Raw genomic sequence first — 15103 nt, 5'->3', positions numbered from 1 at the left:
CCACCGGACTCCCCGAACCGGTGAACGACTACGTCGCAACGCCGAACGCGTCAGGAGGCGCTCCAGGAGGAGGGCGGGTCGCGGCTGTGCCGTTGCGGTGAAGCCGAAGGTGGTGATGCCGTTGTGCCTCGGCTCCAGTTCGTCTCGTTCAAACCGCGCCTGCGGTCACCGCCGGACCTCCCGTCCCGCGCCATGGGCGACCTCCAGCACCTCCTCGGCGCTGAAGCGGCACTGGTCCCCCTGCACACTCATCGCCAGGGAGGCCATCGCCGTCCCCCGGTTGAGCGCATCCTGCGGGGAGCCGTCGAGTACGCCCCACAGCACGCCTGCGGCGAAGGCGTCGCCGGCGCCGATCCGATCTAGGCCGACGGTGGGCAGTGCGGGGGCCGTGACGGACTCACCGTCCCACCATGCGACTGCGCCGCCTGCGCCCGACGTCACCACGACGCGACCGATCGCCAGCTTCCTCGCCAGATCATTCGCCAGCATCACGGGATCGCCGACCAACCCGAAGAGATCGCGCGCGTCCTCGGCCCTGCAGATCAACAGGTCGATGTCGGAGGCCAGTTCGGCGGTGAATGATGCGGCCGTCTCCGGCGAGCACAGCGACGCGCGATAGTTGACGTCGTAGACGACGAGGGCACCACGGTTACGCCCCTCCCGCGCCGCTCGTAGCACGAGCGCATCGGATCCTGGGGCCACAGCAGCGGTGATGCCGGTCAGATGAATGATCTGCGCATCGCACACGGCGGCCCAGTCGAGGTCGTCAACGGAGAGCGAACAGAACGCGCTACCGGCGCGGTCGTAGACCACACTCGTCGGGCGAGGCGGGGAACCGATCTCCGCGAAGTAGAGCCCGAGGCGCTCATCGGCCATCCAGTGCACGGTGTCGAGGGCGACGCCTGCGCTCGACAGCGAGTCGGCGACGCGGCGCCCAAGGACCGTGTCCGGCAGCGCCGATGTCCAGCGAGTGGACACGCCGACTGATGCCAGGGCCACGGCAACGTTCGCCTCGGCGCCGCCAACGTGGACCCGCAACTGTCCGGTGTCGCGCAGCCGCTCACCCGACGGCGGCGACAGGCGCAGCATGGCCTCACCGAGCGAGGAGACGGCAACTCGCCGGCTGCTCGCCGGACCTTCGCTCTGCGGTCCGTTCGCGGCCGGGAGGTTATGCCCCGCATCAGCCTCATGACCGGAAGGCATTGGCAACGATCACTCCTCTTCACCGTGCCGGACTCGGATGTCGAAGGCGATGCGTGGAGGCAACGCCTCTTGACGACCCATCCCGGTTGGGGTGATGCATAATACGTCATATGAGTGACGTCAAATTCACCTAAGAAGCGTGGGACAGGTGAGGCAACACCGTCTGGCATCCGCCGCGAGGGGCATCAAACATCCAGGTGTCGGGCACCTCGTGGCCGGCCGGCGCCCAGCAGGTGATTGCGAACGCCGGCATCGAGCCGGGCCTGCGGACTTCCCCGGAGTCACGCAGTAGTCGTTGACCGACGGCGAGGCGAGGGAGCCGGACGGCTCCCTCGCCGACGCGGCCCGGACGTGCCGGGGCCGCGTTTGATCATATGAATTACGTATACGCAAGAGGCTATACTTGAGTTGTGACAATTGCTCTGGACACCTGGTGACTTCCGCGACCCCTCAACCCGACATGCCCGCAGGTGTCTTCCGCGACTCGCTGGAGCCGATCAGACAGCGGCGCCGTCGCCTGGGCGATACCGTCGTCACCTACCTGGTCGACCGCATCGTGTCAGGCGTCTATCCGGTGGAGACCGTACTCCCGACGGAGCCCGAGCTGTGTCAGGAGTTCGGCGTCTCCCGTACTGTGGTTCGCGAATCGATCAAGCTTCTGGAAGAAAAACGCCTGGTCAAAGCTACTCCGGGCCGCGGCACCCGGGTGCTTGAGCCGATCGGCTGGAACTTGCTGGACCCCGTCGTCCTGGAGGCGCAGATCCGGCACGACCGTGATTTGTCCATCCTGGACAATCTTGTCAACGTTCGGGCGGCGCTCGAGTGCGACATGGCGGCACAATGTGCGCGCGTGATCACGCCGTCTCAGGCGGAGGAGCTCACCAGGCAGGCGAACGTGCTCGTGGAGAGCATGTACGACCCGGAGCGGTATGCGAGGGAGGACGTGACCTTCCATGAGATGATCATGATCGCCTCAGGCAATCGCCTCGGTCACGCGATCATCCACAGCATTCACGCCAAGGCGCGGCTGTCCAGCCAATACAACGGAACGCCGAACAGGGAGCACCTCGTCCAGTCACTCGCGGAGCACCGGCAGATCGAGTCGATGATTCTCCAAGGCGACGCTCAAGGGGCCGCCGCCGCGATGCGCGTCCACATACTCGGCTCGTGGGCCAAGCGCCGCCCCGGCGTACTGGGCGTTCGCCCGTGAGGTAGGTTCCTGCGACGCGCTCCCACGTGGCGCTCGGAGAGCCTGAGATCTCCAGTGCGGTGCGGTGTCCGACGTAGTCGATCTCGCGTACGCGACCCGCTCCGCCATGAGGATCGCCGAAGCGACCACGCCGGCCAAGGTGGGACCTCGACCGGCGTGCCACTACGGAAGAACGCGAGCCCTGGGCACTACGGCGCTGGAACGTCCGCGGTCATCGCGCCAGCCACCCGCCGTCCACCGGGATGATCGTGCCCGAAACATAGTCGGAGGCCGCCGAGCTGAGGAAGACCGTCGCCCCCGCGATATCGTCGCTCCGACCCCATCGACCAGCCGGGATCCGTTCCAGGATCGACCGCGACCTTTCGGGGTCGTCGCGAAGCGCCGCCGTGTTGTCGGTCGCGATGTAGCCAGGCGCGATGGCGTTGACGTTCACCCCCTGCGAGGCCCACTCGTTGGCGAGGGCACGGGTGAGGCCGGCAAGCCCAGACTTCGCGGCGGTGTAGCCGGGCACGTTGATCCCGCCCTGGAAGCTCAGCATGCTCGCCGTAAAAACGATCTTTCCCCGGCCTCGCTCCAACATCGGGCGGGCCAGGACCTGGGTGAGTGCGAACTGGCTCGACAGGTCGACTCCGATCACCCGATCCCACCACTCCAGCGGATGCTCCGCCGCGGGAGCCCTTTCAATCGTGCCCGCGTTGTTGATGAGGATGTCGGGAGCCCGTTCAGCGAGCTCGTCACCCAGCGCCAGGACGGCGTCGCGATCGGCGAAGTCCACCGCGCGACCTTCGAAGGTGCGGCCGAGCGCGCGGATCGACTCGGCGACCTCGTCGTCGGTCCGCAGCCGAGCACTCACGCCGATGATGTCCGCGCCGGCGGCGGCGAGGGCCTCCGCCATGGCGCGACCGATGCCTCGACGGGCGCCGGTTACGACCGCGAGGCGGCCGTGGAGTTCGAACAGGCCGCTCACGCCTGGGCCTCCCCGGCGACGTCCACGAGGATCTTCATGGCCCGGCCAGCCGAGAGGTCGTTGATCGCGGAGGCGGTCTCCTCGAGCGGGACGACGCCGGAGATGACGGCCTCTGCGGGGATGCGGCCCCGCCGGAGCAGCTCGACCGCGCGGTCGAAGTCGGACCGCTGGTACACCCGGGCGCCCAGTAGGCGGAGCTCGCGCCAGAACAGGCGCTGCAAGTCCAACTCGCGCGCGGCGGAGTGGATGGCAACGACGACGATCGTCCCGCGAACTTTCGCCAGCGCGGTGGTGGAGCGGGCCGCGGCGGCTGCGCCCGACACCTCGAACACCACATCTGCGCCGACGCCGTCCGTCCAGCGCTCGACCTCGGCGACCATGTCAGCGGAGGAAGGATCGATCACCTTGATTCCAAGCCCGGCGATGCGGCTTCGGCGAGAGACGTCGACCTCGGCGACCATGACGTGGGCACCGGCGTCGCGCGCGACGCCGGCGATGAGCACCCCGATGGGACCGCCGCCGAGCACGACGGCGTGGTCGCCGACCTGGAGATCGGAGCGCCGCACGTCGTGGACCGCGACGGCGACGGGCTCGACGAGCGCTGCCGTACGCAGGTCGAGGTCGCTAGGGATCGGCACCGCGATCGCCGCCGGCACATTCCACCGCAGCTGCAGCCCACCGGGGGAGTCGATGCCGAGGAAGACGAGGTTCTGGCAGATGTGCTGATGACCGGCAAGGCAGGCGGGGCAGGTGCCGTCCCAGACCAGCGGCATGACGGTCAGAGGGTCGCCGGCCTTCCAGCCCTGCACGCCTGCGCCGACCGCCGCGACTGTGCCCGACACTTCGTGGCCGAACACGAGGGGCGTCCGCACCCTCGCCTCCATGTCCCCGTGCACGATATGGAGGTCGGTTCCACATAATCCGCAGTATGCGACGGCGATCTGGAGTTCGCCGGGACCGGGCGGCGCGACGTCCACTGACACAGTCTGCAGGCGACCCCCGCCCATGTATGCGGCACCCTTCATGGGGCGTCCTCACTCTCTTTGAAGCCTGCTTCAGGCTATTGCAAACATAATACGTATGGTCTTATATTTCGTCGCGGTGAACAGATCGTCAACATGACCTCCCAGACAAGGACACCCCCCATGGTCGATTTCACACGGGTCACACGAAGTGGCCGATGGGTGCGCGCGATCAGCGGCGCGGGGGCATTGGCCATCGCCCTCGCGCTGGCCGGCTGCAGCAGCAATGGCGGCACCTCAGTCGGCTCCTACGGCTTTCCGCAAGTTACGCAGGATGACAAGGCCACGATCACGGTCTGGGTGGACTCCGACCGGTCGAGCGCGGTCGACGCCTTCAAGAAGGCCAACCCCGACGTGAAGCTCGACGTCGTCACCTACGACGGCTCGGCGAACGGTTCGAACTCCTTCCGGACGAAGGTGCAGCTCTTCGACCGGGCAGGCAACGGCTGGCCCGATGTCGTGTTCTCGACGCAGAACAACGACGCGGCGTGGGCGAGCCAGAAGAGCAACGGCAAGCAGGCGTTCGCGGCCGTGCTCAACAGCGGTCTCGTCCCGAAGACGACGCTCGACGACTTCACCCAGGGCTCGCTGAACCCGTGCACCGTCGAGGGCAAGGTCTACTGCCTCCGCAACGACCTCTCCCAGGTGGTGCTCTGGTACAACAAGACCCTGCTCGACAAGTTCGGCTACTCCGTCCCCGCCACGTGGGAGGAGTATCAGGCGATCGGCGAGAAGGTGGCCAAGGAGCACCCCGGCTACATCGTCGGCGCCGTCGGAGACTCCTTCGCTTCGGAAATCTACTTCTGGAGCGGTAAGTGCCAGGCGAACGACATCACCGGCCCCAAGACGGTGACGGTCAACACCGACAGCACGGAGTGCAAGCGCGTCGCGTCGATGCTCGACATCCTGGTCAAGAACGGCACCGTCCCCAACGTGAGCGTCTTCACGCCCGAGTTCGTGAAGAAGTACTCCGACAAGGTGCTCCTGATGCCTGGCCCGGCGTGGTACGCGGGGGCGATCTTCAACAACCCGCAGTCGCTCAACGTCCCCAAAGGCCAGCTCGGCGTCGCGGCACCGCTGCCCTGGCAGGGCGACACCCCGGTGACGGGCAACGTCGGCGGCGGCACCTGGTTCATCAGCAGCCACTCCAAGAACCTCAAGGCGGCCGAGAAGTTCGCCGAGTTCGTCACGACGGCCGACGACTACCAGGTGAACGTCGCTCCCGGTTACCCGGCCTACGCGCCCGCCGCGGACAAGTGGATCAAGAAGCAGGAGTCGAGCGGCTACTACGCCACCGACCTGCAGGCGCTGGTCAAGGCCGGTCCGGCGATCTGGAGCGGGTGGGGCTCGGGGGTCTTCAGCCAGGAGGCGATCTGGGCCAAGACGATCACCCCTGGGATTGCCGACGGCAAGAGCCTGGTCGATCTGCTTCCCGAATGGGAGACCGCGATCAAGAACCAGGCCCAGGTCAACGGCTACACGGTCAAGTGACATGACAGTGACGCAGGAGACCGCCCGGCCGACGGCGAACCCACGCCGCCGGCCGGACGGCCGAAGTGACGGCGGCGAACGCAGCACGATGAGCTACGCCTTCGTCTCCGTCTACACGGTGCTGGCGGTCGCGTTCGGGGTCCTTCCCGCCATCTACGCCCTCTACCTCGCGTTCACCGACGGCGACGGCGGCTTCGCCGGGATCGCCAACTTCACCAAGGTCGTCGGCGACTTCCGCTTCCTGCCCGCCGTCGAGCACGTCGCGCTCTACCTCGTGATCTGGTTGGTCGCCCTGGTAGTGCTGGTCTCGTTCCTGGCCATCGCCGTGCACGCGGTCCGCGTGCGCTGGATGAGCCGGACGCTCCGGCTCGTCTTCTATCTACCGGGCGCCCTGGCGGGCGCGTCGAGCGTGCTGCTCTGGCTGTTCGTGCTCGACCCCACTGCCAGCCCGGTCAGCGGACTGCTCCATCTGATGGGCTTCTCCAGCTTCGTGCAGGTCATCGTGCCGGCGAACCTTCCTCCGGTCTTCGCCATCATCGCGTTCTGGACCGGCGCGGGCGGCTGGATCGTCATCATGTACGGCGCGCTCAACAACATCAGCTCCGACGTGATCGAGGCCGCGCGTATCGACGGTGCCGGCACCGTGCAGATCGCCTGGCGCATCCAGCTGCCGCTGCTGCGCAAGTGGATCTCGTACATGGGGATCATGTCGCTGGCCGCCGGAACGCAGCTTTTCGTCGAGCCACAACTGCTCTCGCAAGCCAGCAACGCGGTCGTGCCCAACGACTACTCGCTGAACCAGCTCGCGTACCAGTATGCGTTCCAACAGAACGACTTCAACGGAGCGGCGGCCATCTCCCTGCTGTTGCTCGTCATCGCCCTCGCGTTGTCGGCCGTCTTCGTGATGCGCGGCGGCCTGTTCGAGAGGGACTGAGCTCATGACGACAATGAACATCGGTCGCCCCGTCGGTCGCCGGAGCGGTGTCAGCGGATGGAGCGGCCGGACGATCGTCGCGGTCGTGGTTTTGCTCTTCGTGTTCTTCTTCGTCATCCCGATCGTCTGGCTGCTGCTGGCGACGACGAAGTCGGCCCACATGCTCATCGTCGAGAACCCCTTCCGGCCCGGAAGCCTCGGCGACCTGGCCGCCAACTGGAACCAGTTGTTCGGCTTCCAAGACGGCGCGGTGACCGCATGGGTGGGCAACTCGGCGCTGTATGCCCTGGGCGCGCTCGTCATCACGCTCATTGCGAGCATCCCGGCGGGCTACGCGATGGCCCTGACGGAGTTCAGGTTCCGGCGGCTGCTCCTGGTGCTGACGCTGATCGTCATGCTGATCCCGAACACCGCGCTGGTGCTGCCCATCTTCCTCGAGATGAACGTGGTAGGGCTGATCGGCAGCCCGCTCTCTGTCATCCTCCCGATGTCGTTCTTCCCGTTCGGCGTGTACCTCACGTACATCTATTTCTCGACGAGCGTCCCGCGCGATCTGCTCGCCGCGGCGCGCCTCGACGGATGCACCGAGTTCCAAGTGTTCACGAGGGTCGCGCTCCCGCTGGCCGCGCCGATCGTCGCCCTGGTCGCGTTCTTCAGCTTCGTGCAGAGCTGGAACAACTTCTTCCTGCCGTTCGTGATGCTGCCCTCGAGCGACGGTTATCCGGTCCAGGTCGGCCTCACCTCCCTCCTTGCCTCGACCCCGGCGTTCAACCCCAGCTCGGCCGGGGCCCAGTCTGTGCAGTTGCCGACGCTCGCGCTCGCGACCGTCATCTCCGTGCTGCCGGTGCTGATCGTCTTCCTCTTCGCGCAGCGCTTCCTGGTCGCGGGAATGACGGCGGGAGGCACCAAAGAGTGAGTCGACGAAATCTTGCAAACAAGGAGCAATTGTGAAGGTCACCGGATATCGCAGCCTGACGACGGTCCATGACTGGGGGCGGCTGACCGGCGATGTCAATGGTGTGATGCCCCATCCGCATACTGTCGTGCACGTGCTGATCCTCGAAACCGACAGCGGTCTCGAGGGGGTCGGTGTCGGCCCGCACGGCGACATCGACCGCGTCTTCGGCGCCGTCGAGGGTGAGGATCCGCGGGCCGTCTCGGCGCTCTACGACCGGATGCTGGCCCGGGTCTTCAAGACCGGCCACTCGGGCGCGACGTTCGGCGCGATCGGTGCGATCGACATGGCGCTCTGGGACCTGAAGGCGAAGGCGGCCGGCGAGCCGCTCTGGCGCACCCTCGGCGGCCTGGACCGTTTCGTCCCTGGCTACGCCTCCGGGCTGGACATCGCACTCGACGACGACGCCCTCGTGCGCCTGTACGAGCGCTTCGCGGATCGGGGCTTCAGCGCCGGCAAGCTCAAGGGCGGCCGGAATCTCGAGCACGACCTACGCCGGCTGGAGGCGTTGCGGGACGTCCTCGGGCGCAACTCGGCACACCCTGCCCTCATGTTCGACGCCAACGAGTCGTGGAACCGCTCGCAGGCCGTGCGATTCGTCACGGCGCTGGAGCGCACGGTCGACCTCACCTGGATCGAGGAGCCTGTGCGGAGATGGGATGCGGCTGGGCTCGCCGCGGTCCGGCGGGGCGTCCGCGCCGCCGTCGCGACCGGCGAGAACCTCACCGGCCTCGAGCAGTACCGCCCGCTCCTGGACGCCGACGCGATCGACATCGTCCAGGTGGGCAACGTGTGGGGCATCACGCACTTCCTGCGGGTGGCCGCGGTTGCTCATGCTCGTGACCTGCCCGTGAGCCCGGTGGCCTACCACGCCAACCCGCTGGCGCACGCCGCCGTGGCAGTGCCTAACCACCTGGCCTTCGAGGTCCAGGACCTCTCGTCTCCGGTCGGACTCGAGGTCGACCAGGAGTTTGAGGACGGCGGGATCGTCCTCGGCAACGAACCGGGCATCGGCATCCGGGTCGACGAGGATCACATCAACGCCGTGCGAGCCGCCAACCCGCCGGCCATGATTACCGGGCCCCATGTCCGTCCCGACCGAGCAGGACTGCGCCTCGTCCCTGACTCCCGTCACGAGGAGCCGATCGGCGCGCCCGTGGCGGAGCGGGTGGTGTCGTGAGCACGCAACACCGCATCGAGCGTCACGCCCTCGTCGTCGGCGTCCGGCCGGAGCGTCGGGAGGAGTACCTCGAGCTGCATCGCAATGTCTGGCCGCAGGTCGAGCAGACCCTGCGCGATGCGAACGTCACGAACTACTCGATTTTCATCGTCGGAGACACCCTGTTCGCCTACTACGAGTATGTCGGCGACGATCACGCCGCCGACATGGCCCGCATCGCCGATGATCCCGTGACGCGCGAGTGGTGGACGCACACGGATCCGTGCCAGGTGCGCATCGTCGAGGAGCGGGATCCCGGAGCCTTGTGGCAGCCGGTCGACGAGATCTGGCATCTGTCGTGAGCCGCTTCCTCGATGCGCACGTCCATCTCTGGAACCGGGCCACCGACCCGCAGCCGTGGATCGACCCCGCGACGATGGGGGCGATCGATCGGGACTTCGCGGCCGACGACCTCGAGCGGATGCTCGACTCGACCGGCGTGGACGCCGCCGTCGTCGTGCAATCGAGCAACAGCACCGCCGAGACGCGGCGGCTGCTGATGCACCCGTGCCTGCGCATCGCCGGTGTGGTCGGCTGGGCCGACCTCACGGCCGATGTCACGGCGCAGCTCGACGAACTCGATCCCGCAGCCCGCCGGAGACTGGTCGGGATCCGTCACCTGGTCCATGTCGACCCCGACCCCACTTGGCTCGGACGACCCGACGTGGGAACCGGGCTCGAGCAACTGGCCGCACGCGACCTCGGTTTCGATCTGGTCGTGCGATCGTGGCAACTGCCACTGGCCGCGACAGTTGTGGCTGCACACCCCGGCGTCCGTTTCGTCGTCGACCACCTCGGCGGGATCGCCGAGACGGACGACGACGCCGGCTGGGAGGCCGGTCTCCGTGAAGTCGCCACCCGGCCGAACACATGCGCGAAGATCTCTGGACTGGCCGGCGTCGTGAGCGGCGGCGACCGAGCCCGCCTCCGCCGTGTGGTCGACGTGGCGCTCGAGGCGTTCGGTGCGGAGCGGCTCATGTACGGGTCAGACTGGCCACTCGCCGAGCTGGGGGCTGGTCCGGTCGTATGGCGCGGCGTCGTGGACGAGCTGATAGGCGGGCTGAGCCCGACGGAGCGCCAGGCGATCATGTCCGGCACGGCGTCGGCCTTCTACGGGCTTGGCGCATGACGGCCCAGGTCATGGAAACTGTTGAACCGAGGCCGGTCAGGGCACGCCATCATCGGCCTCGGCGGAGCACCGCTCGGCAATCTCGGTCGTCCCGTGAGTGACGACGACGCCGCGCGGACGGTGCGGCGGGCGTGGGGCCACGGGATCCGTTCGTGGCGCTCGGCGTCAATATCGGATCGATCGACGTGACGGCGAGCCCCTGGGCGAACTCTGTTCACCATCGAAGGGTGGCCGTTGCTGACCCCTGGCGATGGAGCCGATCATGTGCGTGAGGGGATCCGCTTCAATTGCGTCACGTCTACACCGTCGACGTCGGCATGCCGGCCTGCGGATCCGCCGCGGCGCAGCCCTAGAGTTCGGCCTCCTGGTGCGGCGCCTCGAGTCGGCGCCGCTGCCAGGAGGTGACGATGTGGTCGCGCATCGCCCTTTCCGCGGCCTCGACGTCCCGGCGGGAGATTGCGTCGACCACCAGAGCGTGTTCGTCCAGGGTGGAGCGGAAGGCGCCCTCGTACCCCATCCCGTGATATCTGCTGCTCTCGAGCGCCCGCCGGTACAGGCGCTTAGTGATGTTCTCGGCCAGGCGGTTGCGGGAGAGCTCCATGATCGTGAGGTGGAAGACCACATCCGCCTGCCGGAAGGAGTCGCTCTCGTGCTGCGTCTCGCGCATCGCCTCCAGCGCATGCTCGATGCGGGTCAACTCCTCGGCCGTGCGCCGCGTGGCCACCGCGCCCGCCATAGCAGACTCCAGGTTGCCCCGGACAATCGTCAGCTCGTCCAGGACGCCCAGGGACTCGTCGTTGTCAATAAGCGCGGAGAGGACCACCGGGTCGAGCATGTTCCAGGAGCCGGAGCGGGCCACCTGGGTTCCGCGGCCCTGCGCCACGACCACCAGGCCTTTCTCCTCAAGCCGCTTGACCGACTCGCGGAGGACCGTGCGGCTGACGCCGAAGTGCTCGCTGAGTGGACCTTCGGGTGGCAGCAGCTCGCCCTCAGGGATCTCACCCGTGATGATGAGCTCGACCAGCTCGCTCACTACCGCAACGCCCAGTCGCTCAGCGGGTCGACGAGAAGGAAAGTCAAACACGCCCGCTTTGGCCCTCATGCTCGTACTCTAGTGCAGCCCCTCAGCCCCGTCAGTCTCGTCAGTCTGGGCTTCAGCAGGTCGCCAACTCAGTGCGGGAGTCGGTTGCAGTCCCGGCAGGGAGGCTCACTTGTGCTGGAAGTCATTTCGCGGCGCTTGTGACCTGGGCCGTATCGCCAACCACCCCGATGATCTGGCATTGGTCATCTCGGCGCTTCGCGGCTGATCATGATGCCATCTGCCCTCGTTGTGCCCTGCGAGCGTGCAGCGCTTCTCCTGCCTGGAAGGTCGCTAACCCTGCTAAAACGCTCTCGATACGCAATGTCTCAAGGGAAAGGCCATCTCACCGACTTCGCTGTGGTGTAAGCGGATGAGCCCCCGGTTGTCCAACCGGCGGTTCACCACGAAGACTGACGCGTCATCCCATTTCTCGATGAACCGCAACACACACGCTGCCCTGATCCACGCAGGGAACGACCCCTTCGGCGCACGGTCGCGGGCAACCGAGGCTGAATCCTTCGGTGGTCGCGGATCGCCGCGTGGTTGACCAAACGCGTGTTCGGCGACCGGATGAGCGACTTCGGCACCGTGTCCGCGATCAAAGTGGCGCGGTCAAGTCCGGGTGGCTCGCCGGTGGGAAGGCGGCCTGCTCCGCGATCCGCACGACCTGCGAGTCACCTGTCCCCCAGTTCGGTCCAGGCGGCGTCACCATTGCCTGATCTTGAAGCATGCATGGCATTCAGCGTGGTGCGCTTCGACGGAGCTTTGCCGCGGCAGACGGTGGATGGCCGCTAGCGGTACCGACAACGATCACCCAGGGTGGGAGACTGGTATACGAAATACAGTACTCGGTATACCAGGAGCGCATCATGAGTACTCTGTCTCTAGCGGCCATCTTGGACCGGCAACAGCAGTTCGTCGCCGACGCCTCCCACGAGCTGCGCACCCCGCTCGCCGGCCTCCGCGCGCAACTGGAGGACGGCAGGCTGCACCCCGAAGACACCGACATGGGCTCCCTCCTGGAAGGTGCCCTGCTGGACGTCGACCGGCTGGAGTCGATCATCACGGACCTGCTCCTGTTGGCCCGGGTAGGAGCGTCTGGAGTCACGGAGAAGACGCCTCTATCGCTGTCCGAGTTGGCCCGCTGTGAGGTCTTCCAGCGGACCGACCGGGTGCCGACCCGGATGCGGATCGAAACGGGCGTGCTGGTCACTGTCGTGCGATCCCAGATCGTCCGCCTGCTCAGGAACCTCCTCGACAACGCTCAGCGACACAGCAGGAAAGTCGTGGAGGTCAGCGTGCGGCCCGTTGGGCGCGTCGCCGAACTGGCCGTCGGGGACGATGGAGCCGGCATCCCCGAGTGTGACAGGGAGCGCGTCTTCGAGCGGTTCTCCAGACTGGACACTGCGCGGGACCGCGACCACGGCGGCACCGGGCTAGGCCTGGCGATCGCCCGCGCGATCGCCCACGCCCATGAGGGCACCCTGAAAGCCACGGAGTCCCACTTGGGCGGCGCGCTGTTCCTCCTTCGAATACCCCTCGCGGAATCCTGAGGCACCAGTACTGGCGGGCGCGCGGCTATAGGCGGCAAAAAGCGCCCGCCGACCAGGCAGCTTGCTCTAGGGCAGCTCTGCCTCGTCGCCCACGGCGAGGAGCGCCGGGGGGTGGCCCGCTGGGTGACCGGGGCGGCAGGCCCTGGGGACGGGGTCATGGCACAGCCCGGGTCGCTACGCCGGTACCGATCTCCGAGCAGGTATCAGGACGGTCGTGCGTGCTCTCCCTCCGCGCACGCCGATGACGGCCCAGCTCGGGACGCTGCCCGAGCCTTCAGCGAAATATGCCGCTGAATGTTGACCGATGCGGGCGGGACCCATGGTCAGCAGGGAATTGTGATGAGCAGTGACGTCCCGTTTCCCGCCGGGCTGGTGATCTCCATGTCGCCGCCGATCACCGCTACACGGTCCTTCAGGCCGATGAGCCCCGAGCCGTTGCGGGGGTCGGCTCCTCCGATTCCGTCGTCCCGGATGCAGAGCCGCAGGGCCGTGTCGTCAACGGTGAGGTCAATGTCAACTACTGAGGCCTGTGCATGCTTGGCCGCGTTCGTCAGTGCTTCCGAAACGATGTAATAGACGGCGGCTTCGACCCGTTCGGGCTGTGACTCGACGTTGCTCACCTTCAGCCTGACCGGCACGGAGGAGCGGTGCGCGAGTGTCTTGAGGGCGGGGCAGAGGCCTCCTTTCGACAGCATCGCAGGGTGCAGGCCACGGGAGAGTTCCTGGAGGTCCTCGACGGCGCAGGCCAGACCCTCGACCACGTGGGACAGGTGGGCCTTGAGATCGGGCGGCGCCATGGCTTCGGCCGCCCGCAGTTCCAGCCCGAGCGTGACAAGACGTTGCTGTGCCCCATCGTGCAGGTCGCGCTCTATACGGCGACGAGATTCATCTGCGGCCGCGATGATGCGGGCGCGGGAGGCGGTGAGCTCTGCTCGGCTCTGCGCATTGGCGATCGCGGTCCCGAGGAGTTCGGTGAACTTCATCATGCGCTCCTCGATCGCCTGGGGTTGCCGGTCATCCGCGCGCGAAAAGGCGACCATCACACCCCACAGTTGGTTCTCGACCATGATCGGGCTGCCGACCACCGAGCCGAGCGCCCACTCGCGGGCACGCCTGAGGAACTCGCCGGCGGCGTCGTCGTCATCGGTAGTGCGCCGAGCCGGTTTCCCGGTCTGCCACACCAGTTTCGCCACAGGCATGTCCTGGATCGGCCGGCGCGAGCCCAGCGGCACGAACTGGTCCCAGCCGCCATGATCATCCCAGTGGCTCAGCACGGTCAACGTGCCGTCGGACTCGAACCGATTCATGTCGGTGTATCGCGTGCCCATGATGCGGCCCATCTCACGGGTGACCGCGTTGAACACCTCGGATGGGTCGGCGCCTCCGGCGACCAGCGTCGCGACTCGCCGGAGCGCGGCCTGTTCCTCTGCGACGGCCTCACGGTCCCATGCCGCGCCCAGCAAGGCCTGCAGCGGTGGCACCACCTGCTGTTGCAGCCGCAGCAACGTCGGCTCCGGCAGGTCGGCGGGTATCAGGAGGGTGGCGAGCTGGGTGGCGCCGTCGCGCAGCGGGAGCGCCGCGTACGGCCCGTCCGCGGCGACGACCTCGGGCTCGATCGCCGCGTGGCGCAGTTCCAGGGCCTGGGCCAGGCGCTGTGCGGCTGCCGGCAGCGTGGTTCGCAGGTCCTCCGAGCGCAGCAGCAGGTGGGCGAGGTCGGCGGCGAGGTCGGCCGTGCGGCGCTGCTCTTCGGCCTCCATCGCCCGTGACCGGGCCAGGTCCGCGACGAAGCCGGCCAGCAGCGCGGTGACGAGGAAGACCAGGGCCGTCACCAACTCCCCGTCGCCGGTCAGCGTCCACCCGTAGAAGGGCGGCAGATGAAAGTACTCATAGGCGACTGCGCTGGCCACCGCGGTCGCCAGACCGGGCCACAGGCCGAACGCTGTCGAGATCAGCAGCACGCCGAGCAGGTAAACGACACCGAGCGAATGTGGAGGGACAAACTGCCGGAACGGGAAGAGTAACAGCGTCACCACGGCAGCGCATGCGGCGCCGGCCAAGACACCGACCATCAGGGATGGAGTCTGGCGCAGCAGCAGCGACGGTAGCCTCGCATGCACTGACTCATTGTACTTCTGCGTGCACTCAGCGACATTTCCTGGTCGCCGGTGAGCGGATGGGCATTGGCCAAGGGCCAACTCACCTGTAAGCACCCAGAGCAGCCCACTATCAACGCGGCTGCGATAACCGCCGACGATCACCGGCGTCGGGCGGATACTCCGGAGATCATTTTGTTAGGAACTTTAAGCGGTCGGGTGCCATCAGCGCGCTTGGGACAGCGT

Annotated in this window: 13 protein-coding genes; 8 read left to right on the top strand and 5 right to left on the bottom strand. The window is 67.1% G+C overall.

Going from position 1 to position 15103, the window contains the following annotated elements; translation table 11 throughout:
• Nucleotides 1-165: 165 nt before the first annotated feature.
• Nucleotides 166-1203 carry a sugar kinase gene (locus tag Pka01_RS32080; protein ID WP_275414518.1) on the bottom strand — a complete coding sequence of 346 codons (1038 nt, stop codon included), beginning with the start codon at nucleotides 1201-1203 and terminating at the stop codon, nucleotides 166-168.
• A 433-nt stretch (nucleotides 1204-1636) separates the two neighbouring features.
• On the opposite strand from Pka01_RS32080, the gene Pka01_RS32075 reads away from it, so the two are divergent.
• Complete coding sequence (locus Pka01_RS32075) at nucleotides 1637-2413, top strand: FadR/GntR family transcriptional regulator (protein WP_203886701.1); 777 nt, start codon at nucleotides 1637-1639, stop codon at nucleotides 2411-2413.
• A 211-nt stretch (nucleotides 2414-2624) separates the two neighbouring features.
• Here the strand turns inward: Pka01_RS32075 and Pka01_RS32070 are convergent, their stop codons facing one another.
• Both Pka01_RS32070 and Pka01_RS32065 read right to left on the bottom strand, forming a co-directional pair.
• On the bottom strand, nucleotides 2625-3380 hold the full coding sequence (locus Pka01_RS32070) for an SDR family oxidoreductase (protein WP_203886700.1): 756 nt from the start codon (nucleotides 3378-3380) through the stop codon (nucleotides 2625-2627).
• Nucleotides 3377-4357 carry a zinc-dependent alcohol dehydrogenase gene (locus tag Pka01_RS32065; protein WP_203886699.1) on the bottom strand — a complete coding sequence of 327 codons (981 nt, stop codon included), beginning with the start codon at nucleotides 4355-4357 and terminating at the stop codon, nucleotides 3377-3379. Before Pka01_RS32065 ends, Pka01_RS32070 begins: the two co-directional genes overlap by 4 nt.
• 168 nt (nucleotides 4358-4525) lie before the next feature.
• Here Pka01_RS32065 and Pka01_RS32060 point away from each other — a divergent pair, with 168 nt between their 5' ends.
• The 6 genes from Pka01_RS32060 to Pka01_RS32035 all read left to right on the top strand — a co-directional run bounded on the left by Pka01_RS32060 (nucleotide 4526) and on the right by Pka01_RS32035 (nucleotide 10130).
• A complete protein-coding gene (locus tag Pka01_RS32060) occupies nucleotides 4526-5893 on the top strand; it encodes an ABC transporter substrate-binding protein (protein ID WP_203886698.1) in 1368 nt (455 codons plus the stop codon).
• Between the two features lies 1 nt (nucleotide 5894).
• Nucleotides 5895-6827 (top strand): carbohydrate ABC transporter permease, encoded by a 933-nt coding sequence (locus Pka01_RS32055; RefSeq protein ID WP_203886697.1) that lies wholly within the window; start codon nucleotides 5895-5897, stop codon nucleotides 6825-6827.
• 4 nt (nucleotides 6828-6831) lie between these two features.
• Nucleotides 6832-7743 carry a carbohydrate ABC transporter permease gene (locus Pka01_RS32050; RefSeq protein ID WP_203886696.1) on the top strand — a complete coding sequence of 304 codons (912 nt, stop codon included), beginning with the start codon at nucleotides 6832-6834 and terminating at the stop codon, nucleotides 7741-7743.
• A 133-nt stretch (nucleotides 7744-7876) separates the two neighbouring features.
• Complete coding sequence (locus tag Pka01_RS32045; protein ID WP_203886695.1) at nucleotides 7877-8962, top strand: mandelate racemase/muconate lactonizing enzyme family protein; 1086 nt, start codon at nucleotides 7877-7879, stop codon at nucleotides 8960-8962.
• Nucleotides 8959-9303: an L-rhamnose mutarotase gene (locus tag Pka01_RS32040; protein WP_203886694.1), complete on the top strand. Its 345-nt coding sequence runs from the start codon at nucleotides 8959-8961 to the stop codon at nucleotides 9301-9303. The genes Pka01_RS32045 and Pka01_RS32040 overlap by 4 nt, the downstream gene beginning before the upstream one ends.
• The gene (locus Pka01_RS32035) at nucleotides 9300-10130 is read left to right on the top strand and encodes an amidohydrolase family protein (RefSeq protein WP_203886693.1); all 831 of its coding nucleotides are present in this window, start codon (nucleotides 9300-9302) and stop codon (nucleotides 10128-10130) included. Before Pka01_RS32040 ends, Pka01_RS32035 begins: the two co-directional genes overlap by 4 nt.
• A gap of 349 nt (nucleotides 10131-10479) precedes the next feature.
• On the opposite strand, the gene Pka01_RS32030 is transcribed toward Pka01_RS32035, so the two are convergent.
• Nucleotides 10480-11163 carry a FadR/GntR family transcriptional regulator gene (locus tag Pka01_RS32030; RefSeq protein ID WP_203886692.1) on the bottom strand — a complete coding sequence of 228 codons (684 nt, stop codon included), beginning with the start codon at nucleotides 11161-11163 and terminating at the stop codon, nucleotides 10480-10482.
• Nucleotides 11164-12080: 917 nt separating this feature from the next.
• Between Pka01_RS32030 and Pka01_RS32025 the strand changes: the two genes are divergently transcribed.
• The gene (locus Pka01_RS32025; RefSeq protein ID WP_203886691.1) at nucleotides 12081-12764 is read left to right on the top strand and encodes a sensor histidine kinase; all 684 of its coding nucleotides are present in this window, start codon (nucleotides 12081-12083) and stop codon (nucleotides 12762-12764) included.
• Nucleotides 12765-13087: 323 nt separating this feature from the next.
• On the opposite strand, the gene Pka01_RS32020 is transcribed toward Pka01_RS32025, so the two are convergent.
• The gene (locus Pka01_RS32020; protein ID WP_203886690.1) at nucleotides 13088-15022 is read right to left on the bottom strand and encodes a sensor histidine kinase; all 1935 of its coding nucleotides are present in this window, start codon (nucleotides 15020-15022) and stop codon (nucleotides 13088-13090) included.
• Nucleotides 15023-15103: the final 81 nt, after the last annotated feature.

Origin of the sequence: Planotetraspora kaengkrachanensis, from assembly GCF_016862895.1 — a bacterium.
Classification (GTDB): Bacteria; Actinomycetota; Actinomycetes; order Streptosporangiales; family Streptosporangiaceae; genus Planotetraspora; species Planotetraspora kaengkrachanensis.
This window is presented reverse-complemented; position numbering and strand designations above follow the sequence as displayed.

What these genes read in the sequence shown, in the direction of transcription:
- Pka01_RS32080 (WP_275414518.1), bottom strand. Translation starts at nt 1,203, where the DNA reads ATGCCTTCCGGTCATGAGGCTGATGCGGGGCATAACCTCCCGGCCGCG.
- Pka01_RS32050 (WP_203886696.1), top strand. Translation starts at nt 6,832, where the DNA reads ATGACGACAATGAACATCGGTCGCCCCGTCGGTCGCCGGAGCGGTGTC.
- Pka01_RS32060 (WP_203886698.1), top strand. Translation starts at nt 4,526, where the DNA reads ATGGTCGATTTCACACGGGTCACACGAAGTGGCCGATGGGTGCGCGCG.
- Pka01_RS32025 (WP_203886691.1), top strand. Translation starts at nt 12,081, where the DNA reads ATGAGTACTCTGTCTCTAGCGGCCATCTTGGACCGGCAACAGCAGTTC.
- Pka01_RS32055 (WP_203886697.1), top strand. Translation starts at nt 5,895, where the DNA reads ATGACAGTGACGCAGGAGACCGCCCGGCCGACGGCGAACCCACGCCGC.